The organism is Streptomyces sp. NPDC004111 (genome assembly GCF_042874215.1).
In the GTDB taxonomy this organism is placed as follows: Bacteria; Actinomycetota; Actinomycetes; order Streptomycetales; family Streptomycetaceae; genus Streptomyces.
In genome coordinates this window covers 176,245-197,390 of the sequence record NZ_JBIAMU010000009.1, presented here as the reverse complement: position 1 = coordinate 197,390, position 21,146 = coordinate 176,245, and the positions used below count along the sequence as shown (strand labels likewise).

The 21,146-nt window shown below is 73.0% G+C and carries 19 protein-coding genes and 1 riboswitch; of the genes, 13 read left to right on the top strand and 6 right to left on the bottom strand.

From position 1 onward, the window contains the following. Positions 1–149: 149 nt before the first annotated feature. From ACFYVL_RS19480 to ACFYVL_RS19450, 7 genes are all read left to right on the top strand, one after another. Positions 150–1,223 (top strand): MBL fold metallo-hydrolase, encoded by a 1,074-nt coding sequence (locus tag ACFYVL_RS19480; protein ID WP_389246292.1) that lies wholly within the window; start codon positions 150–152, stop codon positions 1,221–1,223. A 42-nt stretch (positions 1,224–1,265) separates the two neighbouring features. Continuing rightward, positions 1,266–1,416: riboswitch (cobalamin riboswitch) on the top strand. A gap of 89 nt (positions 1,417–1,505) precedes the next feature. Beyond that, positions 1,506–2,759 (top strand): prenyltransferase/squalene oxidase repeat-containing protein, encoded by a 1,254-nt coding sequence (locus tag ACFYVL_RS19475; RefSeq protein ID WP_389246290.1) that lies wholly within the window; start codon positions 1,506–1,508, stop codon positions 2,757–2,759. A 56-nt stretch (positions 2,760–2,815) separates the two neighbouring features. Beyond that, positions 2,816–3,472 carry an SCO2322 family protein gene (locus ACFYVL_RS19470; protein WP_389246578.1) on the top strand — a complete coding sequence of 219 codons (657 nt, stop codon included), beginning with the start codon at positions 2,816–2,818 and terminating at the stop codon, positions 3,470–3,472. Beyond that, the gene (locus ACFYVL_RS19465) at positions 3,469–4,704 is read left to right on the top strand and encodes an energy-coupling factor transporter transmembrane component T (protein ID WP_389246289.1); all 1,236 of its coding nucleotides are present in this window, start codon (positions 3,469–3,471) and stop codon (positions 4,702–4,704) included. The genes ACFYVL_RS19470 and ACFYVL_RS19465 overlap by 4 nt, the downstream gene beginning before the upstream one ends. Beyond that, on the top strand, positions 4,701–6,404 hold the full coding sequence (locus ACFYVL_RS19460; protein WP_389246287.1) for an ABC transporter ATP-binding protein: 1,704 nt from the start codon (positions 4,701–4,703) through the stop codon (positions 6,402–6,404). The genes ACFYVL_RS19465 and ACFYVL_RS19460 overlap by 4 nt, the downstream gene beginning before the upstream one ends. Next, positions 6,401–7,270, top strand: coding sequence for an ECF transporter S component (locus tag ACFYVL_RS19455; RefSeq protein WP_389246285.1), 870 nt, complete (start codon positions 6,401–6,403; stop codon positions 7,268–7,270). The genes ACFYVL_RS19460 and ACFYVL_RS19455 overlap by 4 nt, the downstream gene beginning before the upstream one ends. A 401-nt stretch (positions 7,271–7,671) precedes the next feature. Beyond that, a complete protein-coding gene (locus ACFYVL_RS19450) occupies positions 7,672–8,079 on the top strand; it encodes a transglycosylase SLT domain-containing protein (protein ID WP_389246283.1) in 408 nt (135 codons plus the stop codon). Between the two features lie 24 nt (positions 8,080–8,103). On the opposite strand, the gene ACFYVL_RS19445 is transcribed toward ACFYVL_RS19450, so the two are convergent. Together ACFYVL_RS19445 and ACFYVL_RS19440 are read right to left on the bottom strand one after the other, a co-directional pair. After that, positions 8,104–9,402 carry an alpha/beta hydrolase gene (locus tag ACFYVL_RS19445; protein WP_389246281.1) on the bottom strand — a complete coding sequence of 433 codons (1,299 nt, stop codon included), beginning with the start codon at positions 9,400–9,402 and terminating at the stop codon, positions 8,104–8,106. Between the two features lie 204 nt (positions 9,403–9,606). After that, positions 9,607–10,776, bottom strand: coding sequence for a steroid 3-ketoacyl-CoA thiolase (locus ACFYVL_RS19440; RefSeq protein WP_389246279.1), 1,170 nt, complete (start codon positions 10,774–10,776; stop codon positions 9,607–9,609). Positions 10,777–11,004: 228 nt separating this feature from the next. On the opposite strand from ACFYVL_RS19440, the gene ACFYVL_RS19435 reads away from it, so the two are divergent. Then, a complete protein-coding gene (locus ACFYVL_RS19435) occupies positions 11,005–12,252 on the top strand; it encodes a cytochrome P450 (RefSeq protein WP_389246576.1) in 1,248 nt (415 codons plus the stop codon). A 313-nt stretch (positions 12,253–12,565) separates the two neighbouring features. Further along, complete coding sequence (proP, locus tag ACFYVL_RS19430; RefSeq protein ID WP_389246277.1) at positions 12,566–14,038, top strand: glycine betaine/L-proline transporter ProP; 1,473 nt, start codon at positions 12,566–12,568, stop codon at positions 14,036–14,038. A gap of 265 nt (positions 14,039–14,303) precedes the next feature. On the opposite strand, the gene ACFYVL_RS19425 is transcribed toward proP, so the two are convergent. Both ACFYVL_RS19425 and ACFYVL_RS19420 read right to left on the bottom strand, forming a co-directional pair. Beyond that, the gene (locus tag ACFYVL_RS19425; protein WP_389246275.1) at positions 14,304–15,491 is read right to left on the bottom strand and encodes a serpin family protein; all 1,188 of its coding nucleotides are present in this window, start codon (positions 15,489–15,491) and stop codon (positions 14,304–14,306) included. A 10-nt stretch (positions 15,492–15,501) separates the two neighbouring features. Continuing rightward, complete coding sequence (locus tag ACFYVL_RS19420; RefSeq protein WP_389246273.1) at positions 15,502–16,269, bottom strand: alpha/beta fold hydrolase; 768 nt, start codon at positions 16,267–16,269, stop codon at positions 15,502–15,504. 197 nt (positions 16,270–16,466) lie between these two features. On the opposite strand from ACFYVL_RS19420, the gene ACFYVL_RS19415 reads away from it, so the two are divergent. Further along, positions 16,467–16,826 (top strand): antibiotic biosynthesis monooxygenase family protein, encoded by a 360-nt coding sequence (locus tag ACFYVL_RS19415; RefSeq protein ID WP_389246271.1) that lies wholly within the window; start codon positions 16,467–16,469, stop codon positions 16,824–16,826. 100 nt (positions 16,827–16,926) lie between these two features. Here ACFYVL_RS19415 and ACFYVL_RS19410 read toward each other — a convergent pair whose 3' ends face one another. After that, positions 16,927–17,649 (bottom strand): hypothetical protein, encoded by a 723-nt coding sequence (locus ACFYVL_RS19410; protein WP_389246269.1) that lies wholly within the window; start codon positions 17,647–17,649, stop codon positions 16,927–16,929. A gap of 1 nt (position 17,650) precedes the next feature. After that, positions 17,651–18,319, bottom strand: coding sequence for a hypothetical protein (locus ACFYVL_RS19405; RefSeq protein ID WP_389246267.1), 669 nt, complete (start codon positions 18,317–18,319; stop codon positions 17,651–17,653). 142 nt (positions 18,320–18,461) lie between these two features. Here ACFYVL_RS19405 and ACFYVL_RS19400 point away from each other — a divergent pair, with 142 nt between their 5' ends. The 3 genes from ACFYVL_RS19400 (at position 18,462) to ACFYVL_RS19390 (ending at position 21,006) form a co-directional block, all read left to right on the top strand. Continuing rightward, positions 18,462–18,959: a GNAT family N-acetyltransferase gene (locus ACFYVL_RS19400; RefSeq protein ID WP_389246265.1), complete on the top strand. Its 498-nt coding sequence runs from the start codon at positions 18,462–18,464 to the stop codon at positions 18,957–18,959. A 325-nt stretch (positions 18,960–19,284) separates the two neighbouring features. Further along, positions 19,285–20,175, top strand: a complete 891-nt coding sequence (locus tag ACFYVL_RS19395) for a peptidoglycan-binding protein (protein ID WP_389246263.1) — start codon at positions 19,285–19,287, stop codon at positions 20,173–20,175. A gap of 153 nt (positions 20,176–20,328) precedes the next feature. After that, positions 20,329–21,006, top strand: coding sequence for an HAD-IA family hydrolase (locus ACFYVL_RS19390; protein ID WP_389246261.1), 678 nt, complete (start codon positions 20,329–20,331; stop codon positions 21,004–21,006). Positions 21,007–21,146: the final 140 nt, after the last annotated feature.

Below are 21,146 nucleotides of genomic sequence, written 5' to 3'. Positions count from 1 at the left end.
ATCCGGGACAACCACGGGGCACCCCCGACAACGACCCCGAGAATCCTGGGGGTCGACACCCGCACCGTCCCCCACCTCGCACTGGAACCCGTTCTAGTTATAGTGACCGCAAGGCAAGTCCCGCACCACTCGCGACAGTTGGGGGAGCCATGACACAGGTGACCGAGCACGGCGGCGGCGTCTGGAGCATCAAGGTCCCGATCCCGGACAACCCCCTCGGCCACACCCTGGTGCACCTCGTGGACACCGACCGCGGGCCGGTGCTGATCGACACCGGCTGGGACGACCCCGCCTCCTGGGACACCCTGACCGCCGGGCTCGCCGCCCTCGACGTACGCGTCGCCGACGTGCACGGCGTGGTCATCACCCACCACCACCCCGACCACCACGGCCTCTCCGGGCAGGTGCGCGACGTCTCCGGCGCGTGGATCGCCATGCACGCCGCCGACGCCGAGGTGGTCCGCCGCACCCGCGGCGCCGAACCGGACGTCTGGCTCGACTACCTGACCGCCAAGCTGGCCGCCGCCGGGGCCCCCGAGGACCACCTCGGTCCGCTGCGCGCCGCCCGCGGGTCGGGGCGGATGCGCACGCTGCCGGGGCTGCGGGCGGCGCTCCCGGACCGGGAGATCGTGCCCGGGGAACTGCTGCCGCTGGCGGGCCGCGCGCTGCGCGCCGTATGGACCCCGGGCCACACGCCCGGCCATGTGTGCCTGCATCTGGAGGAGGAGCACCCGGCCGGTCTGCCCGGCCACGGGCGGCTCTTCTCCGGTGACCACCTGCTCCCCGGCATCACCCCGCACATCGGCCTGTACGAGGACCCGGACGACGACGCCACCGGCCCCGACCCGGGCGGCCGGCTCCGTTCGAGCGCGGGGGACCCCCTCGGCGACTACATGGCCTCCCTGGAGCGGATCGCCCGGCTGGACGTCGCCGAGGTGCTGCCCGCCCACCAGCACCCCTTCACCACCCCGCGCGAGCGCGTCGAGGAACTCCTCGCCCACCACGAGGAACGCCTCGCCGGGCTGCGCGCCCTGCTGGCCGCGCCCCTCACGCCCTGGCAGCTCGCGGAGCGGATGGAGTGGAACCGGCCCTGGGAACAGATCCCCTACGGCTCGCGCAACATCGCCGTGTCCGAGGCCGAGGCCCATCTGCGCCGACTGGTGAAACTGGGACACGCGGAGGCCGTACCGGGCAGCGATCCGGTGACCTACACGGCGGTGTGACGGCGGGGCGGCGGCGGCGCGACGGCGGGCCCGACCCCGGACAGGTCGGTAGAGTGTGCGAGTCGTCATCATGCCCGTACGGGAGAAGCCGGTGCGAATCCGGCACTGACCCGCAACCGTGATTCCCATCGCGCGCGATCCCTCGCCGCGGTGCGAAGAGTCGGAACGCCCGGCCCGCATGACTGGCACGGCACCGTCGAGGTAGAGGTACACGGGGCCGGTGCCGCGGTGCCTGTCGAAGGGGTCCGTGCCCGGCCGCCCTTCAGGAGAGGCACCACCGACATGACCCTTCGCCGCAGCGCCGCAGCGCTCGCCGCAGCCGCCGTTCTCGGTGCGGTGGCCGCTCCGGCCGCCTCCGCCGCGCCGGCCCCGTCGCCGGTGGCGATCCCCTCGGGGCTGTACGGCAAGAGCGACCCGACGTACGACGGTGTCTTCCGGCAGTCCCTCGCCCTGCTCGCCCAGCAGACCGTCGGAGTGAAGCCGGCCACGAAGGCGGTCGACTGGCTGGTGGCCCAGCAGTGCGACAACGGCGGCTTCCCCGCCTTCCGGGCCGACGCGAGCAGGCCCTGCGACGCGAAGGTGCTGGTCGACACCAACGCGACGGCCGCCGCCGTACAGGCGCTGAAGGCGCTCGGCGGGCAGGACGCCACGGTGAAGAAGGCCGTGGGCTGGCTGAAGTCCGTCCAGAACAAGGACGGCGGCTGGCCCTACTCCCCCGGCACGCCGAGCGACGCCAACTCCACCTCGATCGTGGTGGGCGCCCTGGTCGCGGCCGGTGAGCGGCCCAAGGACGCCATGGGCAAGGACTGGAAGTCGTCGCTCGACGCACTGCTGGCCTTCCAGGCGGACTGCGCGGGCAAGGCGGAGAACCAGGGCGCCTTCGCCTTCCAGCCCGACAAGGCGGGGAAGAAGTTCCCGAACGCCGACGCGACCGCCGCCGTGGTGACCGCGGCGGCCCAGAAGACGATGGTCGTCGCCCCGGCCAAGACCAACGAGGAGCTCAAGCCCGCGGCCGACTGCGAGGCGGGCATGACCTCCCCCGAGGCCGCCGTGGACGGTGGCTCCGACTACCTCGCCCGGCTGCTCGCGAAGAACGGTCAGCACCTGATGTCGGCGATGCCGGGCGCCGAGGACAAGCCCGACTTCGGCAACACCGCGGACGCCACGGTGGCGCTGGCCGCCGCGGGCCACCGGGACGCCGCCGCGAAGCCCGCCCAGTGGCTGGCCCGCAACGGTGCGGCCTGGGCGAAGCAGACCGGTCCCGCCGCCTGGGCCCAGCTGGTCTTCGCCGCGCACGCCACCGGCATGGACCCGCGCTCCTTCGGCGGCACCGACCTCGTCGAGCAGCTCAACGCGACCGGCCCCGCGCCGCAGGCGAAGCAGGCCGCGGAGGACGCCGGGAAGAAGGACGAGGCGAAGAAGGACGACACGGGCGGCTCCTCCGCCACCTGGTGGGTCGTCGGTGTCGCCTTCGTGGCGAGCATGGGCGCGGGCTTCCTGATCAGCGGCCGCAACAAGAAGAACCAGCAGCTGTGAGCCGGACCGCCGCGGCCCGCCGCGCGAAGTGCGCCGCACCGCTGCTCGCCGTGGCGATGGGGCTGGGCGCGCTGCTGCCCGCGGGCGCCGCAGCGGCGGCGGACCAGGGCTCCGGCTACCGCTACTGGTCGTTCTGGGAGCGTGACGGCGGCACCTGGACGTACGCGACCCAGGGAGCCGCCACCACCCGTCCGGCCGACGGCGCGGTCCAGGGATTCCGGTTCGCCGTGAGCCAGGACTCGCAGGACGCCGCCAAGCCGCGCGGGGAAGCGGGCTTCGAAGCGATCTGCGCCAAGACCCCCGCCCAACCGGGCAGCAAGCGCCTCGCCCTCGTGCTGGACTTCGGAACGCCGCAGGACGCCCCGGACGGCGAGACGCCGCCCGCACCGCGCGGCGTGTGCGCCCGGGTGGGCGAGGACGCGACGACCGCCGAAGCGCTGGCGGAGGTGGCCAGGCCGCTGCGCTACAACAACGCGGCGCTGCTCTGTGCCATCGCCGGCTACCCCAGGACCGGGTGCGCCGACCAGGTGAGCGGAACGTCCTCGCAGAACGCCGAGCCGTCCGCGCCCGCTCCCACCGCCGACTCTCCTTCCGCCTCCGCCTCGCAGGACGACGGGGGCACGGGCCCGTCCGCCGGTGTCCTGGTCGGACTCGCCGCCGTGCTGGCGCTGGGCGCCGCCGCCGTGTGGCAGGCCCGCCGCCGTCGGGGATGAGCGGCGCGACGAAGCCGGAGGGCAGCACCCCCTCCGGCCGCCGCGACCCGGCCGGCAGGGGCACCGGCCGACCGGTCCGCGGGCCGGCCGGTCCGCTGCGGGCCCCCGCCGCCAGCCGCAGCAACGCGCTGCACGCCGGGGCCTGGTGGCTGTGGGCACTGGGACTCGCCACGGCCGCCTCCCGCACCACCAATCCGCTGCTGCTCGGGCTGATCGTCGGCGTCGCCGGGTACGTGGTCGCGGCCCGGCGCACGGACGCGCCGTGGGCACGGTCGTACGGCGCCTTCGTCAAGCTGGGCCTGATGGTGCTGGTGATCCGGCTGGTGTTCTCGGTCTTCCTCGGCTCGCCGATCCCGGGACAGCATGTGCTCCTCACCCTGCCGGAAGTACCGCTTCCGGACTGGGCGCAGGGGGTGCGGCTCGGCGGGCGGGTCACCGCGGAACAGCTCGTCTTCGCCCTGTACGACGGCCTCAAGCTCGCCACCCTGCTCATCTGCGTGGGCGCGGCGAACGCGCTGGCCAACCCGGCCCGGCTGCTCAAGTCGCTGCCCGGCGCCCTGTACGAGGCGGGGGTGGCGGTCGTCGTCGCGATGACCTTCGCGCCGAACATGGTCTCCGACGTCGTACGGCTGCGGACCGCCCGGCGGCTGCGCGGCCGGCCCACCGGCGGGGTGAGGGCGCTGCTCCAGATCGGGCTTCCGGTGCTGGAGGGTGCGCTGGAGAGGTCGGTGGCGCTGGCCGCTTCGATGGACGCCCGGGGGTACGGGCGCACCGCGCAGGTCCCGCCCCGGGTGCGGCACCTGACGACGGTGCTCACCCTCGGCGGACTGCTCGGGGTGTGCGCGGGGGCGTACGGGCTGCTCGCCGCGCAGGGTGCCGGGTACGGCCTGCCGGTGCTGCTGATCGGGCTGGCCGCCGCGATGGCCGGGCTGCGGCTCGGCGGGCAGCGCAGCGTGCGCACCCGGTACCGGCCGGACCGGTGGGGGGTGCGGGCCTGGCTGGTCGCCGGGTCGGGGGCGGTCGTGGCCGCGTCGATGATCTGGGCCGCCTCGTACGACCCGCAGGCCCTGCACCCGGGGGTGCTGCCGCTGGTGGCGCCGCAGTTCCCGGTGTGGCCGGCGCTGTCGGTGCTGGTGGGGCTGCTGCCCGCGGTCGTGGCCCCCGTACCGCCCGCCCTGTCCCCGCCGTCCGCCGCCTCCGTACCGCCCGCTGTCAGAGGAAAGCAAAAGTGATCCGGTTCGAGAACGTCTCCGTGCGGTACGAGGGTGCTGCCGCGCCCGCGATCCAGGGCGTCGATCTGACCGTCCCCGAGGGTGAGCTGGTGCTGCTGGTCGGCCCGTCCGGGGTCGGCAAGTCGACCCTGCTGGGCGCGGTGTCGGGGCTGGTGCCGCACTTCACCGGGGGTGTGCTGAGCGGCCGGGTCACCGTCGACGGCCGGGACACCCGCACCCACAAACCGCGCGAACTGGCGGACCTGGTCGGCACCGTGGGCCAGGACCCGCTGTCGCACTTCGTCACCGACACCGTCGAGGACGAACTGGCGTACGGCATGGAGTCGCTCGGCATCGCCCCCGACGTGATGCGGCGCCGCGTCGAGGAGACCCTGGACCTGCTCGGCCTCGCCGATCTGCGCGACCGGCCGATCGCCACCCTCTCCGGCGGCCAGCAGCAGCGCGTGGCCATCGGGTCCGTGCTGACCAGCCACCCGAAGGTCCTCGTGCTGGACGAGCCGACGTCCGCCCTGGACCCGGCCGCCGCCGAGGAGGTCCTGGCGGTGCTGCAACGGCTGGTGCACGATCTGGGCACCACCGTCCTGATGGCCGAGCACCGCCTGGAGCGGGTGGTGCAGTACGCGGATCAAGTCGTCCTCCTTCCGGGTCCGGGGCTCGCCCCTGTTCTGGGGGAGCCCGCCGAGGTGATGGCGGTGTCGCCGGTGCACCCGCCGGTGGTGGGGCTGGGGCGGCTGGCCGGCTGGTCGCCGCTGCCGCTGTCGGTACGGGACGCCCGGCGCAGGGCCGCCCCGCTGCGGGCCGAGCTCGCCGACCGCCGCCCGGCCCCGTTCACCGCGCCGCCCGCCGCCGCACCGGTCGCCGAGACCGAGCACCTGGTGCTGCGCCGCGGCCGCATCGAGGCACTGCGCGAGGTCACCCTGTCGGTGCGCCCCGGCGAGACGGTCGCGCTCATGGGCCGCAACGGGGCCGGGAAGTCGACCCTGCTGAACGCCCTGGTCGGCATCCACCCGGCGACCTCCGGCCGGGTCCTGGTCGGCGGGCGGACCCCGGCGAAGACCTCGCCGCGCGAGATGGTCCGCCGGGTGGGCCTGGTCCCGCAGGAGCCACGCGACCTGCTGTACGCGGACACGGTCGCCGCCGAGTGCGCGGCGGCGGACCACGACGCGGGCGCCGAACCGGGCACCTGCCGCGCGCTGGTGAGCGCGCTGCTGCCGGACGTGCCGGACTCGACGCATCCGCGCGACCTGTCGGAGGGGCAGCGGCTGGCGCTGGCCCTGGCCCTGGTGCTGACCGGGAGGCCGCCGCTGCTCCTGCTGGACGAGCCGACCCGCGGTCTGGACTACGCGGCCAAGGCCCGGCTGATCGGCCTGCTGCGCACGCTGGCCGCGGAGGGACACGCGATCGTGCTGGCCACCCATGACGTGGAGCTGGCCGCCGAGCTGGCGCACCGGGTGGTGATCCTCGCCGACGGCGAGGTCGTCGCGGACGGTCCGACACCGCAGGTGGTGGTCTCCTCCCCGTCCTTCGCCCCTCAGGTGGCGAAGATCCTGGCACCGCAGGAGTGGCTGACGGTGCCGCAGGTGGCGGCGGCACTCGAAGGCCCCCGCACGGGTGACCCTCGCCCCGGAACCGCACGGCCCGGTGACACGCGGCCCGGCGACACGCGCTCCGGTGGAACCCCGTCCGGCGGCACGGCGTGAAGGGCCCGACGCAGGACCCCGGGGGCCCGGCCCGTCCCGTGCGGCTGGGGCCCCGGTCCGTCGCCGCGCTGGTCCTGATCAGTCTCGTCGGGGTGGTCGCCTTCGGGTGGCCGCTGCTCGCGGACTCCGCCGCCGGGCTCGCCCACTCCAAGGACGCCCCCTGGCTGTTCGCCGCGCTGCTGCCGCTGCTGGTCGCGGTGGTGGTGGCGACGATCTCCGACTCGGGTCTGGACGCCAAGGCCGTAGCGATGCTGGGCGTGCTGGCCGCGGTGGGCGCCGCCCTTCGTCCCCTCGGGGCGGGCACGGCCGGCCTGGAGCCGATGTTCTTCCTGATGGTGCTGAGCGGGCGGGTACTGGGGCCCGGCTTCGGTTTCGTCCTCGGGTCGGTCACGATCTTCGCCTCCGCTCTGCTGACCGGTGGGGTGGGGCCCTGGATGCCGTTCCAGATGCTGGCCATGGGCTGGTTCACGATGGGCGCCGGACTGCTGCCCGGCTGGGAGCGGCTGCGCGGCCGGACCGAAGTGGCGATGCTCGCTCTCTACGGGGCCGCCGCCGCCTTCTTCTACGGCACGGTCATGAACCTCCAGGGCTGGACCTATCTCGGTGGGCTCTCCACCGGTGTCTCCTTCGTGCCGGGCGACCCGGTGCACGAGAACCTCGTCCGCTTCCTCGCGTACTGCCTGGCCACCTCGGTCGGCTGGGACCTCGGCCGGGCCGTCCTGACGGTCGTCCTGACGCTGACGGCCGGCCCCGCCCTGCTGAAGGCGCTGCGCCGGGCCACCCGGCGAGCGGCCTTCGAGGCCCCGGTCGCCTTCGAGGACACGGCCCGGCTGTCCGGGAAGCCGACGACGCCGCCACGTCCGTAGCGCTCGGTCCGACAACACCGCCACGTCCGTAGCGCTCCGGCCGACAGCGCCGCCGCGGCCGTAGTGCTCCGCTCGCGCTCCGTGCGGAAGAGGGGTCCCGGGCTGTGAAGCGGCCCATAGGACTTTGGTCCTCCACTAGGCCGGTTCGTAGATCCTCCGCTGCTGCGGGCGGACCGGCCGCACCTGTTCCGACCTGCCGGTTTAACCGTTTTGCCGGTTTCGGGACGTTCGGCCTGCTCCACCGCTCCCACTAGTACGAGGGGTGTTTGCGGGGGCTCCGGCGGACTGCTCTATTGGTGGAGCCGCAGGGCGCCGGACGGCTTCCGCTTTCCGCCGGGGCGCCCCTCCCCCTCGTCCTCCCGGACCTGTGCGGCTCCCCTGTCCCCTGCGTTAGGTTCCCCGTGTCGTTCGCTCTTCCCGGTCGCTTCGCCACCCGCCGCAACACCGTCGCCGTCGGCGCCACCGTCCTGCTGGGCGCGGCGGGTGCCGTGCTCGGCACGACGTCCCCGGCAGCCGCGGCCCCGGCGTCCGCCAAGGACACGGCCCGCCAGATGATGCCGGCCGCCCAGTTCCAGTGCTTCAGCAACATCGTGGCCCACGAGTCGGGCTGGAACCACCACGCCACCAACTCCTCCTCCGGCGCCTACGGCCTGGTCCAGGCGCTGCCCGCGTCGAAGATGTCCTCCGCGGGCGCGGACTGGAAGGAGAACCCCAAGACCCAGATCAAGTGGGGTCTGGACTACATGAACTCCCGCTACGGCAGCCCCTGCGGCGCCTGGAAGTTCTGGCAGAGCAACAACTGGTACTGAGCCGGAGACGGTCGGCGCCGGGCCTCAGCCCAGTGCGTCGAACCACCGGGCTATCTCCGGTGCGGACTTCTTGAAGGCCCCGAAGTGGTCGACCTCCCCCTGGTCGACGACCGGGGCCTTCACTCCGTGCCGGGCCAGGTCGGCGGCGCAGCTGCGGGCGTTGCCGATGGGGACGTCGGTGTCCCCGGCCGAGGTGTAGAGCCGAAGCGGCACCTCGGGCTTCCAGTCGCAGGTGCCGTCGTTGGCCTCGATCACCGCGCGGAGCGTGCCCGTGGGGTGGCGCAGCCGCTCGTAGTAGGCGGGGGTGAGCAGGTCCTTGAGTGTGGCGGGAAGGTTCGCGACCACCTCCTCCTCGGTGTGCCGGGTGTCGAAGAGCCGCTCCACGACGTCGGCGTAGGGCTTGCGGAAGACCTCGGCGGGGTTCTTGTAGAGCGGGTGCAGCTTGTTCTGCGCGGTGAGGAAGTAGGCGGAGTAGAAGAGCCCGCTGACCGGGTTGACCCGGCCGTCGTACAGCGCGGGTATCTCCGTGTCGCCGAGGTCGTACGGTCCGCTGACCGGGGCCGCCGCCCGGAGCCTGAGGTGTGTGCCGCTCCTGCCGCCGGCCAGTTCGCGGGCGACGGCCATCGCGACCTGCCCGCCCTGCGAGAAGCCGGTGGCGTAGACGTCGCCGGTCAGCTTCCTGCCGAGTCGCTCCGCCGCCCGGCCGGAGGCGCGCAGCATGTCGACGGTCGCGGTCACCGAGGACCCGGTGTCCATGTACGGGTGCGGGCCGGATCCCTTGCCGAGGCCGAGGTAGTCGGGGGCCGCGACCGCCCGTCCCGTGCTCGCGTACAGATACGGGGAGAGCCTGCCGAAGTCCTCGCCGACCGAGGGCGCGTAGTCGCGGTGGACCATCGTGCCGTGGGTGTCGGAGACGAGGGACAGCCGCCGGTCGCCGCCCCGCGGCAGGACGAGCAGGCCGCTCGCGGTGGTCGGCGCGCCCTGCGGGGTCACGGTGCGGTAGATCAGCCGGTACGCCGCGACGCCGTGCCGCACCAGGGTCCGGTCGGCCTTGATCCCGGCCTTGGTCACGAACCCGAGCACCGCGTCGCGGTCGAGTGCGGCGACCGGGGTGACGGAGAGCAGCGTGCCCCGTCCGCCGTGCGCGGGCGTGGGTGCGGCGGGTAAGGCGGCGGGGGCCGTTCTCGGAGCGACGGCCGCTGTCGCCGGTGCGGCGGCCAGTGCGACGAGGACGGTGGCGGCGGCCAGTGCGGTGGCCCGCAGGCCGGTGCTCCGGCGCACTGCCGAACACCGCGGGTTGATTACAGTGCGTGTCTGCTTCATGTCTCGACAGTAGGCTCGCGGGCCACCCGCTCACCATGCGGCTGACCGCACTTCTGAGGTGCGGTAAACACCACCCCCGCACCGCCGGCACGGCCCGCCCCCGCACCCCCGCAACCCCGCCGCCGGCCCCGCTCAGAGCCGATCAAAGCCGGTCAGAGCCCCAGAGCCGCCCAGAGCCAGCCAGAGCCTCAGAGCCTCAGAGCCTCAGAGCCTCTGAATGATCGTCCCCGTCGCCAGCGCCCCGCCCGCACACATCGTGATCAGCGCGAACTCCTTGTCCCTGCGCTCCAGTTCGTGCAGCGCCGTGGTGAACAGCCGTGCCCCGGTGGCGCCCACCGGGTGCCCCAGCGCGATGGCCCCTCCGTTCACATTGACCTTCTCCAGGTCCTGCTCGAAGACCTGCCCCCAGCTCAGCACCACCGAGGCGAAGGCCTCGTTGATCTCGACCAGGTCGATGTCCTTGAGCGACATGCCCGCCTTGCCGAGCACCGCGCGCGTCGCGTCGATCGGCCCGTCCAGATGGAAGTGCGGGTCGGAGCCGACCAGTGCCTGGGCGACGATCCGGGCCCGCGGCTTCAGCTTCAGGGCCCGCGCCATCCGCTTCGACGCCCACATCAGGGCGGACGCGCCGTCGGATATCTGCGAGGAGTTGCCCGCGGTGTGCACGGCGGTCGGCATCACCGGCTTCAGCCCGGCCAGGGCCTCCATCGACGTGTCGCGCAGCCCTTCGTCGCGGTCGACGAGCCGCCACATGCCCTGGCCGGCCGCCTGCTCGTCCTCGTTGGTGGGCACCTGCACCGCGAAGGTCTCGCGCTTGAAACGCTCCTCGGCCCACGCGGTCGCGGCCCGCTCCTGCGACAACAGGCCCAGCGAGTCGACCCGTTCACGGGTCAGCCCCCGGTTCCTGGCGATCCGCTCGGCCGCCTCGAACTGGTTGGGCAGATCCACGTTCCACTCGTCCGGGAAGGGCTTGCCGGGCCCGTGCCGGGAGCCGCTGCCGAGCGGCACCCGGCTCATCGCCTCGACGCCGCAGCCGATCCCGATGTCGATGACACCGGCCGCGATCATGTTCGCGACCATGTGGTTCGCCTGCTGGGAGGAGCCGCACTGGCAGTCGACGGTGGTCGCGGCGGTCTCGTACGGGAGGCCCATGGCGAGCCATGCGTTGCGCACCGGGTTCATCGACTGCTCGCCGGCGTGGGTGACCGTACCGCCGACGACCTGCTCGACGCAGTCCGCGGGGATTCCGGTCCGGCCGAGGAGTTCGCGGTACGTCTCACCGAGCAGGTAGGCGGGATGGAGATTGGCGAGCGCCCCGCCCCGCTTGCCGATGGGCGTTCGTACGGCTTCGACGATGACGGGTTCCGCGGCCATGAGCTCGTCCTCTTCTCACCAGACACCGAGTTCCAGATACCGAGTTCTCACCAGAATTAGTACGCGTTCTAGTTCTTGCTCCAGTCTCGTGAAGAACGGCCCGCCAGCGCAAGGGTCTTGCCACTTGTAGAACTCGTTACTACCTTGCGGTCAACTTCTGATGGGCCGTCAGGGAATGCACTAGTGAGCCGTCAGACCCGGCACGACCGAGACGATCTGGAGTTGCCGATGTCCTGTCCCGTCCTCCCCGAGGGTTTCGACTTCACCGACCCCGACGTCCTCCAGGCCGGCGTCCCGCTGCCCGAGTTCGCCGCCATGCGGCAGACCTCCCCGGTGTGGTGGTGCGCGCAGACGCCCGGGATATCGGGCTTCCAGGACGAGGGCTACTGGGTGGTGACCCGGCACGAGGACGTCAAGTACGTCTCGACGCACCCGGAACTCTTCTCCTCCAACACCAACACCGCCGTCATCCGCTTCAACGAGTCCATCAGCCGCGACCAGATCGAGGTCCAGAAGCTGATCATGCTGAACATGGACCCGCCGGAGCACACCCGGGTCCGCCAGATCGTGCAGCGCGGCTTCACCCCGCGCGCCATCCGCTCCCTGGAGGACGCCCTGCGCGACCGGGCCCGCCGGATCGTCGACGCGGCGCTCGCCGAGGCGGAGAAGGGCGACGGCAGCTTCGACTTCGTCAGCAACATCGCCGTGGAACTGCCCCTCCAGGCCATCGCCGAGCTGATCGGCGTACCGCAGGAGGACCGGGCGAAGATCTTCGACTGGTCCAACAAGATGGCGGCGTACGACGACCCGGAGTACGCCATCACCGAGGAGGTCGGCTCCGAGGCGGCCATGGAGATCGTCTCGTACGCGATGAACCTGGCCGCCGCCCGCAAGGAGTGCCCGGCCAAGGACATCGTGTCGCAGCTGGTGGCGGCCGAGGACGAGGGGAACCTCGGCTCGGACGAGTTCGGCTTCTTCGTGATCATCCTGGCGGTGGCGGGCAACGAGACCACTCGCAACGCCATCAGCCACGGCATGCACGCCTTCCTCACCCACCCCGAGCAGTGGGAGCTCTACAAGCGGGAGCGGCCCGCGACGGCCGCCGAGGAGATAGTCCGCTGGGCGACCCCCGTGGTGTCCTTCCAGCGGACCGCGACCCAGGACGTCGAGCTGGGCGGGCAGCGGATCAGGAAGGGCGACCGGGTGGGGCTGTTCTACTCGTCCGCCAACCACGACCCGGAGGTCTTCACCGAGCCGGAGAAGTTCGACATCACCCGCGACCCCAATCCGCACCTGGGCTTCGGCGGCGGCGGCCCGCACTTCTGCCTGGGCAAGTCCCTCGCGGTGCTGGAGATCAACCTGATCTTCAACGCCATCGCGGACGCGCTGCCCGACCTGCGGCTGACCGGTGATCCGCGGCGGCTCCGTTCGGCCTGGCTGAACGGGATCAAGGAATTGCGCGTCAGCAGGGGCTGACCGGGTAGGCGGGCGGAGCGAGTGCGGGGCAGTCGGCCGAGTTCCACCGATTTCGATGAATTTCCAGTAATTCGGTGCGATTTGAATCACATCGAGCCGTCCCGAAATCGGGCACTCGGCAGCCCGTTCGCCCAGGCAGGAGGCGCATTCGGCACTGACGGGTGATCATCCCCGCACTGTGTGCAAAGAGCACCTAAATGTCTATGGTCGGTTCGGGTCGTCCCGTTGTGCGGGGCGGCCCCTGTCTTTGCCCCCGCAGTCGTTCCGGGCAGAGGCTGCCGTCCACACCAGAAAGTGCAGGCGAGACGAACTCGTGCCGACGCCCACACCCGTCGCACCCAGGCCCACGTCGCCGGACGAGGACCGGGGAGGCAGCGCCTCCACCGGCACCCCCGCCGGCCACCGCGCCGCCTCCGGCACCCCCGTCACCGTGACCGACCCGGCCATGGTGAAGCGGGCCGTGAAGGCCGCCGCCCTCGGCAACGCCATGGAGTGGTTCGACTTCGGCGTCTACAGCTACATCGCGGTCACCCTCGGCAAGGTGTTCTTCCCCAGCGGCAACCCGACCGCGCAGCTGCTGTCGACGTTCGGCGCGTTCGCCGCGGCGTTCCTGGTCAGGCCCATCGGCGGAATGGTCTTCGGCCCCCTCGGCGACCGCATCGGCCGTCAGAAGGTCCTCGCCCTCACCATGATCATGATGGCGGCGGGCACCTTCGCCATCGGGCTGATCCCCTCGTTCGCCACGATCGGCATCTGGGCGCCGATCCTGCTGTTCACGGCCCGCCTGGTGCAGGGCTTCTCGACCGGTGGCGAGTACGGCGGCGCCTCGACGTTCATCGCCGAGTACGCCCCGGACAAGAAGCGCGGCTTCCTCGGCAGCTGGCTGGAGTTCGGCACGCTCGCCGGTTACATCGGCGGCGCCGGCCTGGTCACCCTGATGACGGCACTGCTCAGCCCGGACGACCTGGTCTCCTGGGGCTGGCGCATTCCGTTCCTGATCGCGGGCCCGATGGGCATCATCGGCCTCTACCTGCGCCTGCGTCTTGAGGAGACCCCGGCCTTCGCCGCGCTGGAGAAGGAGTCCCGGGACAAGCAGAAGGAACAGAAGAAGGTCTCCGTCAAGGAGATGGTGGTCGGCCAGTGGCGGGCCATGGTCCTGTGCATCGGCCTGGTGCTGGTCTTCAACGTCACCGACTACATGCTGCTGTCGTACATGCCGACCTACCTGACCGAGCAGCTGAAGTACGACGCCACCCACGGCCTGCTCGTCGTGCTGTGCGTGATGGCGCTGATGATGTGCGTCCAGCCGTTCGCGGGCCGCGCCAGCGACCGCTTCGGCCGCCGCCCGGTGATCGCCGCGGGCTGCGCGGGCTTCTTCCTGCTGTCGGCCCCGGCCCTGCTGCTGATCCGCCAGGGCAGCCTGCTCGCGATCGGTCTGGGCATGGCCGCCCTCGGTCTGCTGCTGGTCTGCTTCACCGCGTCGATGCCCTCGACACTGCCGGCGCTGTTCCCGACGAAGGTGCGCTACGGCTCGCTGTCCATCGGCTTCAACATCTCCGTGTCGGTGTTCGGCGGTACGACGCCGCTGGTGGTGACCGCCCTGATCGGGGCGACCGGCAACCTGATGATGCCCGCGTACTACATGATGGGCGCGGCCGTCATCGGCGGTATCGCGGTGTTCTTCATGACCGAGAGCGCCCGCCGCCCGCTGCCGGGCTCGCCGCCGTCGGTGGAGACCGAGGAAGAGGCCCGCGCCCTGCGCCGCGAGCAGAACGCCACCGCGTAGGCCCGGCACGGCACGGTCCCGCGGCTCCGGCCCGCCCTCGTCCCGTCCCGTCCACGTACGAACGACCCCCTCCCCCCGTGTGGTGAGGGGGTCGTACGTACGGGCACGGAGACACGGTGGGTGAACGGGACCCCGGATGCTGCTGCCGTGCGCGTACGTACGGCAGCCCCGGGCGCGCGAACGCCCGCGCCGACACAGCCGCCCTTGTGCGGGCGAACACCCGGACGACTGCGTACCGCCCTCCGCCCGCACTCGGGCCTCCGTTCTACTCGCCCGGCGCCCCCTCCTGCCACGCAATAAAGAGCGGCACCTCACCGGAGGCGTCGAGCACGACGATCCCGAAGGGCCGGTCGAAACGGATCGTCTCGGTACGCCTCGGCGGCGGTGGCGCGCTGCCCGGCGCCATCATGACCGCGCTCACGGCGGCGGCCTCCACTCCCTCCTCGGCGACCTTGAGCACCGCCTCCTGCACCACCCGCGAGACGGCGAGCGGTTCCGGTGACATCCCGGAGAAGTCCGCGAGGTCCGAGGTCGCCCGGTGGATCCCCCAGCCGGGCAGCTCGTCGGTCACTTCGACGGTGGTACGCAGCGACAGCCGCGGCAGCGCGATCTCCACCAGGTCCGTGTCCAGTCGGGTCCGCTCCCCGGCCGGCCCCCACCCGGCGGGCAGTACGCCGTCGGGGCCCGCGCCCTCGGGCCCGAGCAGGAACCGCACCCGGGCGGGCCCCCCGGCCCCCTCCCGAGCCGGAACCCCGGCCCCCTGGCCCGGAGCCTCCGGCAGGGCACCCGCGCCGTGCTCCGCCCGGCAGCGCAGCTCCACCACCCGGACCGCGCCGACCGCCCAGGCGTCCGCGAGCGGCACCCCCTTGTGCATGGTCGGCACCCGGTGGCGTACCCCCGACGCATCGGTGAAGTCCCGGTCGGCGGTCCGCCGCGGAGGGAAGGGGGACTCCCAACGCGCTTTCAGCGCCAGGGCGTTGACGACCGCGAGGAGGATGTCGTCGCCGAGCCGAACCGGCAGCCGCTCGATCGTGCCGTCGGTGGCGTCCCGCACCCAGGCGTCGACGGCGGCCGGATCGAGGTGGCCCACCGCGACGCCCGGCAGCGCCTCCTGGAACTCCCGGTACACCGGCACCCTGCTCCACACGCAGGTGGCCAGGCCGAGAGCGTCGGTCCCGCCCAGGGCGCGGGTCGCCGCAGCCACGGCCTTGGCGGCGTCGTCCCCGGCGACACCGAGCAACGCCCGTATCTCCTCCGCGGTTTCGCCCCTCGCCCCGGACGCGACGACCCCCATCGCGAGCCACAGCCCGGCGGGCGAACGGACGAAGTCACCTCCCGCACCCCCGCCGCGAGGTCCCGCGGGACCGGCTCCCGCCCGGCCCGCGCCCCCGTCCGCACCCGCGTGCGCCGTCCACCGCGCGGCGAACCGCCGGATCTCCTCGGCCCCCTCCATGTCTCTCCCCCTACTTCTCCAGCGCGTCGGCGGTCGCCCGCGCGAAGCCGTCCACGTTGTCCAGCATGATGTTGTGCCCGCAGTCGGAGACCGCCACGACACCCACCCCGGCGGCCACCAGCGCGTCACCGCCCCGGAAGTACGGGTCGCCCTCCGGCACCAGGTACGTGCGCGGGATCCGCAGGTCGCGCAGCAGGTCCCGCATCACGGGTTCGCTCCCCCGGGTCAGTCCCACCGCGCTGCGGTAGAGCGCCTCGGGGCCGCCCGTCTTCATCGTCGACCACCAGGTCTCCCCGACGGTCGCGCGCAGCGAGTCCCAGCCGGTGGCCAGGAACTCGGCCTCGCTGCCGTACCCGGCGATGCCGCCGCTGCCCGGGGCGCCCTTCGCCGGGGTGATCGGGTCGAGGTTGGCGTCCACCAGCACCAGCCGGGACACCAGGTCCGGGTACCGCTCGGCCAGTACCAGCGCCACCGCGCCGCCCATGCTGTGCGCGATCACCTCGGCGCCCCTCACGTCCGCCGCCCGCAGCAGCCCGGCCAGCGCCCCGGCGTGGGACTCCAGGCTGTAGTCGAAGTCCAGCGGCCGGTCGCTGACCCCGAACCCGAGCAGGTCCACCAGCAGGGACCGCCGCCCTGTCAGCAGCGGGTGGGACGCCGCCTCCACGAACATCCCGGACACCCCGCCGAGCCCGTGCACGTACACCCGGCACGGCTCCTCGCCCGGCAGCTCCACCCATCGCATCCGGTCCCCGCCGGACGTCACGACCGCCTCGCGCATGACCCGCCTCTCGTCCCTCTCACGCCAAGACCCGGCTCACGCCAAGATCCGGCTCGCGCCATGATCTCCGGCTCCCCCAAGATCCCTGGACTGCCGACAGTAACGGCCGCCACTGACAACGCCCCTGGAGCCCGCGGCACCCCGCCCGCCCGGAGGCGCACGGAGGGTTGTCGGTGCCGTGCGGCAGGATGGACAGCATGAGCATCGTGAAGATCAACGCACTGAGCGTGCCCGCCGAGCAGCGGGAAGTCCTGGAGAAGCGGTTCTCGTCGCGGGCCGGGTCCGTGGAGAACTCCGACGGCTTCGAGTGGTTCGAGCTGCTGCGCCCCGTCGAGGGCACCGACAAGTACCTCGTCTACACGCGCTGGCGCGACGAGGAGTCCTTCAAGGCGTGGATGGAGGGCCCGATGAAGGCGGCCCACCAGCAGGGCGCGCAGGGTCCGGGCAGCGCGGAGGGCGGCGAGCGTCCCAGGCCCGCCGCCTCCGACTCCACGGTGTGGTCCTTCGAGGTGGTCCAGCAGGCCGCCCCGAAGGCCGGTCAGGACCTCGCGGGCTGACCGGACCGGACCTCGCGGGTCCGGCCCGATCCGCCCGAAGGGCCCTTTCGCCCGCCGTTACGCGGTACCGGGGCCGACCGCGCGCCCCGTACCGGACGGGTCACAGCTGAAGCAGTCGCTCGGTCACCTCGCGGTACTGGCGCAGGGCGATCCGCAGTTCCTCCGTCTCCGCCTGCCGGTCGCTGTCCTCCCAGGCGGCGCGGAGCGAACGGCGCTGTCCGGCAAGGGTGTCGGCCACGTGCCGCACGGCCTCCTCCAGTACGTGGTCGGCCTCCTCGACGGCGCGGCGCGGCTCGTCGACGAACCGGTTGACGGCCTGCTGGAGCCGCAGCCCCAGCTTGTCGCGCTCACCGTGCGGCAGCAGCGCGACGGAGCCGGCCGCCGATTCCGCCCCGGCGGTGTGCGCGGTCCCGGGGCGGGTGGCCCCGGGCTGCGGAGAACCGGCCTGCGGCGGTGCGGCGGGGACGGCCCCCTCGGCCGCCGGGCCGCGTCCGATGCCCCGCTGTTCCTCGGAGAGTTCCGCGTCGGTCCGGCCGTCCGGCACCCCGGCCGCCCGGGGGTCGCTCCCGCGCGGGCCGCTTGCCCGGGGTCCGGGGACGCTCCGCTCCGGGGCGCCCTGCGGCCTGCGCAGCGGTCCGACCTCGTCGGAGGCGCCCGCCCCGCTCACCCCGAAGTCCCTTGCCGTGCGGCTCCGTTCGGCCCGCACCGGGTCGTGCAGCGCGTCCGGCTCGGCGTGCGCGCCGCGCTCCGAAGGGGCGGGGGCCCGGTGCGGCCCGACGTCCCCGGCGCGTCCCTGACTGTCGTATCCGGCCTCGTCGCTCATCTCAGACTCCACTCCCCTTGGCGTGCCGCCCCAGCAGGCGCGGCCGGTGCGAACCGTGCTCGTCCCCGGGTGCGTCCGGGTGCTGCCCGCCCTCGTGGGCGTGCGTCCCACGGGCCCCGGCGCGCTCCTCACGGCCGGTACCGCGATCGGTGACCAGCGCCTCGAACAGGGCCCTGGCCTCGACGAGAGCCTCCCGCATCTGCTCCGTACCGCCCTCGCCCCGCGCCGCGCGCCGTACCCGGCGCAGGCCCTCGACATGGGTGGCGTGGTGCACGGACAGGGCGTCCAGCTGCTCGCCCTCGGTCTGCGGGTAGCCGCGTTCGGCGGCGAGCGCGGCCAGCAGCCGGTCGGCCTCCGCGACCGCCTTCTGCGGAGAGTCCACGAACTGCTCCTGCACGCCCGCCCATTGGGCGACGTACTGCTCGTGGCGCTCCGGCGGCAGCGCGCGCTGCCGGAAGTCGCCGTGCCGCTTCACCCGTTCCGCGAGTTCGCGCTCGGCGGCCCCGGTGTCGCCACCGTGCCGGTCCACCACCCGTTCGTACTCGGGCCCGAACCGGTGCTTCAGGTTCCTGCCGCCCACGCGGCCCCGGCCGGAACCGAGGAAGACGACAGCCGCCGCGACGGCGATCACGACCACCACGACCAGCACAATGATCAGCACTGTGGACATGCTCTGCCTTTCCGTTACTCGGGACCGCTACAGCGACATGTGCGGCCGCTACGGAGAAGTCGGGCCCACAAGGAGCCTCTCGCCCACCGGGTAGCCCGTAATCCGGTGGGCAAACGGTCGTCACATCCGGTACAGAGTCGTCATGACCTGGATCATCGGCATCGAACGGCCCGACACCCCCGACGCGACGACCCTGCGCCGCGACTACTACGACGAGGTGGCCAGCCGCTACTGGAAGCGCCCGGCGACCGAGCGGGAGATCGACGAGGGCCTGACCGACGACGGCACGGAACTGCTGGTCGCACCGACCGGCGCGTTCGTCGTCGGCCGCTTTGCGGGCAAGCCGGCCGCGTGCGCGGGACTGGTCGTGGTGGGCCCCGGACTCGCGGAGCTGACAAGGGTGTTCGTACGCCCGGAGGTACGCGGCACGGGCGGCGGCGGGCTCCTGCTGAAGGCGATCGAGGAGACGGCGCGCGACTACGGCATCCGTCGTATCCGCCTCGACACCCGCAACGATCTGGTGGAGGCGCGCGCCCTGTACGCCCGGCACGGCTACGTCGAGGGCCCGGCGCACAACGCGGACCGGTACGCCGAGCACTGGTTCTCGAAGGACCTGACCGAGGTCGGGAGCGCCGGGTAGACGGGCCGCCGCCCTCCTCGTCCGCACCGCACCCGCCGCGCTGATCCGCGCTGTACCGGTGTGTCCTTCCCCTCTGTGCTGGTGTGTACTTCCCCTGTCCTGGTGTGTCCTTCCCCGAACCGCCCTGCCTGTGGGGGTCTCTCCACCGGTTCTGCATAATCGCTGGCAGTTCAAGGGAGGGGACCCCATGGAAAACGGACACCTATGTCCCGAATGCGGCACAGAACGGGCAGCGCCGGACGGAACCAGACCCGGTCCCGGCGCACCTGCCTGTGACTGCGCCCGCCGCGCGGCGGAAGCGCACCACGCGGACCGCACGGCGGAGATGGCACACGCGGAGGACTTCAATCCGCTGCGCATCCGCCCGTACGTGAACCTGGCACGCCCCGAGGAGGAGGGCCCGGCTCCGGTGCCTCCGGCCTTCGAGGAGCAGGGCCCCGGGAACGCGGCCCCACCGCAGGACGACACCCGCCCCGCGGCGCCGGCCGAGCACCCCGCCGCCCGGACCATGCCCCTGCGGCCGGTCCCCACCGCGGCGGCCCCCTACGGCGCGCGCACCACCGACGACACGTTCGTCGCGGGCCCACCCGGCGGCGGCCCGGCGGGACACGGCGACGCGCCCGCGCCCCGCCGCACCCGTACCGTCCTCCTCGCCGCCGCGGCGGCCGTGGTCGTGGTGGCCGGTGCCGCCTTCGCCACCGGGGCCTTCGACAGCGCACCCGAGGAGCCCCTCGCCCTCCCCGCGACCACCTCGTCCGCCCCCGCCCTGGTCACCGAGTCGGCCCCCGCGAGCAGCAGCCCCTCCCCCACCGCCACCTCGCCCTCGCCGACCGCGACCCGCGCCACCACCCGGCCGACCCCGTCGCGCACCACCCGCTCCGCGACCCCGACCCGGTCGCCGGTCACGACCCCCTCGCCGCGCCCGACCCCCACCGCCACCACCCCGTCGCCCCGGCAGACCACCCCGAAGCCGCCGGCGAACACCCTGCCGCCGGGCTCGCTCGCGCAGGGCTCCAGCGGCCCCGAGGTGATGGAGCTCCAGGACCGGCTGTACCAGGAGTGGATGTACAGCGGCCCGATCAACGGCCGCTACACCTCCCGCGTGACCGACGCGGTCGCCCGGTTCCAGTCGTACATGTCGATCGAGGAGGACCCCGAGGGCGTGTACGGCCCGGCGACGCGCGCCGCACTGGAGGCCAGGACCAGGGAGCCGTAGCCGCCCGGCACCGGCCGCCCGGGGGCCGGGTGGCGCGAACCCCCACTTGTTTTGTATCGTGCAAGAACAAAGTGGTTCCGTCCGCATACCCTGACCGGTGGACGGAACCGCTTGTTTCTTTCCCGCGCCCTCTATCAGCGCCCTGGAGTCCGCATGCCGGCCGCCGCCACCCCCACCACCACCGTCCTGCCCTTCAAGGCACTCCTGCTCGACATGGACGGCACCCTCGTCAACTCCGACGCGGTGGTCGAGCGCTGCTGGCGTGAGTGGGCCCTCGCCCAGGGGCTGGACCCGGACGAGGCCCTCAAGGTGGTGCACGGCCGGCAGGGCTACGCGACCATGGCGGCCCTCCTCCCGGACCGCCCGATGGAGCAGAACCACGCCGACAACCGCGTGATGCTCGCCAAGGAGACCGCCGACACCGACGGCGTCGTCCCGGTGCCCGGCGCGCCCGCGTTCATGGCGGCCATCGCGGACCTGCCGCACGCCCTGGTCACCTCGGCGGACGAGAAGCTGGCGCAGGCCCGGATGACGGCCGCCGCGCTGCCGATGCCGCTGGTACGGGTCACCGCCGAGCTGGTCTCCGCGAGCAAGCCGGACCCGGAGGGCTTCCTGAAGGGCGCCGCCGAGCTGGGCTTCGAAGCCTCCGAATGCATCGTCTTCGAGGACTCGGGCGCGGGCATCGCGGCGGGCCGGGCGGCCGGTATGCGGGTTCTGGGCATCGGCCCGCGCGCGGGCGAGCACGAGCCGACCGCGCTGGTCCGCGACCTGACGCAGGTGCGCGTGGTGACCGCCGAGGACGGCACGCACGCCCTGCACATCACGGCCTGACACCCGCGGCAGCGCCCGTGCGACGAAGAGGGGCGGGCCCCCCGCCCCCCCCCCGGGCCCCCCCCCAAGGTTTTTTTTTATTTTAGTGGCCCCCACGGGGTTTGTTTGTTGGGGTTGCCCAGCGGGGGGTGGGCCGGCGG

What these genes read in the sequence shown, in the direction of transcription:
- ACFYVL_RS19445 (WP_389246281.1), bottom strand. Translation starts at nt 9,402, where the DNA reads ATGAAGCAGACACGCACTGTAATCAACCCGCGGTGTTCGGCAGTGCGC.
- ACFYVL_RS19440 (WP_389246279.1), bottom strand. Translation starts at nt 10,776, where the DNA reads ATGGCCGCGGAACCCGTCATCGTCGAAGCCGTACGAACGCCCATCGGC.
- ACFYVL_RS19405 (WP_389246267.1), bottom strand. Translation starts at nt 18,319, where the DNA reads ATGTCCACAGTGCTGATCATTGTGCTGGTCGTGGTGGTCGTGATCGCC.
- ACFYVL_RS19470 (WP_389246578.1), top strand. Translation starts at nt 2,816, where the DNA reads ATGGGGCTGGGCGCGCTGCTGCCCGCGGGCGCCGCAGCGGCGGCGGAC.
- ACFYVL_RS19390 (WP_389246261.1), top strand. Translation starts at nt 20,329, where the DNA reads ATGCCGGCCGCCGCCACCCCCACCACCACCGTCCTGCCCTTCAAGGCA.
- ACFYVL_RS19480 (WP_389246292.1), top strand. Translation starts at nt 150, where the DNA reads ATGACACAGGTGACCGAGCACGGCGGCGGCGTCTGGAGCATCAAGGTC.
- ACFYVL_RS19420 (WP_389246273.1), bottom strand. Translation starts at nt 16,269, where the DNA reads ATGCGCGAGGCGGTCGTGACGTCCGGCGGGGACCGGATGCGATGGGTG.
- ACFYVL_RS19410 (WP_389246269.1), bottom strand. Translation starts at nt 17,649, where the DNA reads ATGAGCGACGAGGCCGGATACGACAGTCAGGGACGCGCCGGGGACGTC.
- ACFYVL_RS19435 (WP_389246576.1), top strand. Translation starts at nt 11,005, where the DNA reads ATGTCCTGTCCCGTCCTCCCCGAGGGTTTCGACTTCACCGACCCCGAC.
- ACFYVL_RS19395 (WP_389246263.1), top strand. Translation starts at nt 19,285, where the DNA reads ATGGCACACGCGGAGGACTTCAATCCGCTGCGCATCCGCCCGTACGTG.
- ACFYVL_RS19465 (WP_389246289.1), top strand. Translation starts at nt 3,469, where the DNA reads ATGAGCGGCGCGACGAAGCCGGAGGGCAGCACCCCCTCCGGCCGCCGC.
- ACFYVL_RS19400 (WP_389246265.1), top strand. Translation starts at nt 18,462, where the DNA reads ATGACCTGGATCATCGGCATCGAACGGCCCGACACCCCCGACGCGACG.
- ACFYVL_RS19415 (WP_389246271.1), top strand. Translation starts at nt 16,467, where the DNA reads ATGAGCATCGTGAAGATCAACGCACTGAGCGTGCCCGCCGAGCAGCGG.
- ACFYVL_RS19425 (WP_389246275.1), bottom strand. Translation starts at nt 15,491, where the DNA reads ATGGAGGGGGCCGAGGAGATCCGGCGGTTCGCCGCGCGGTGGACGGCG.
- ACFYVL_RS19475 (WP_389246290.1), top strand. Translation starts at nt 1,506, where the DNA reads ATGACCCTTCGCCGCAGCGCCGCAGCGCTCGCCGCAGCCGCCGTTCTC.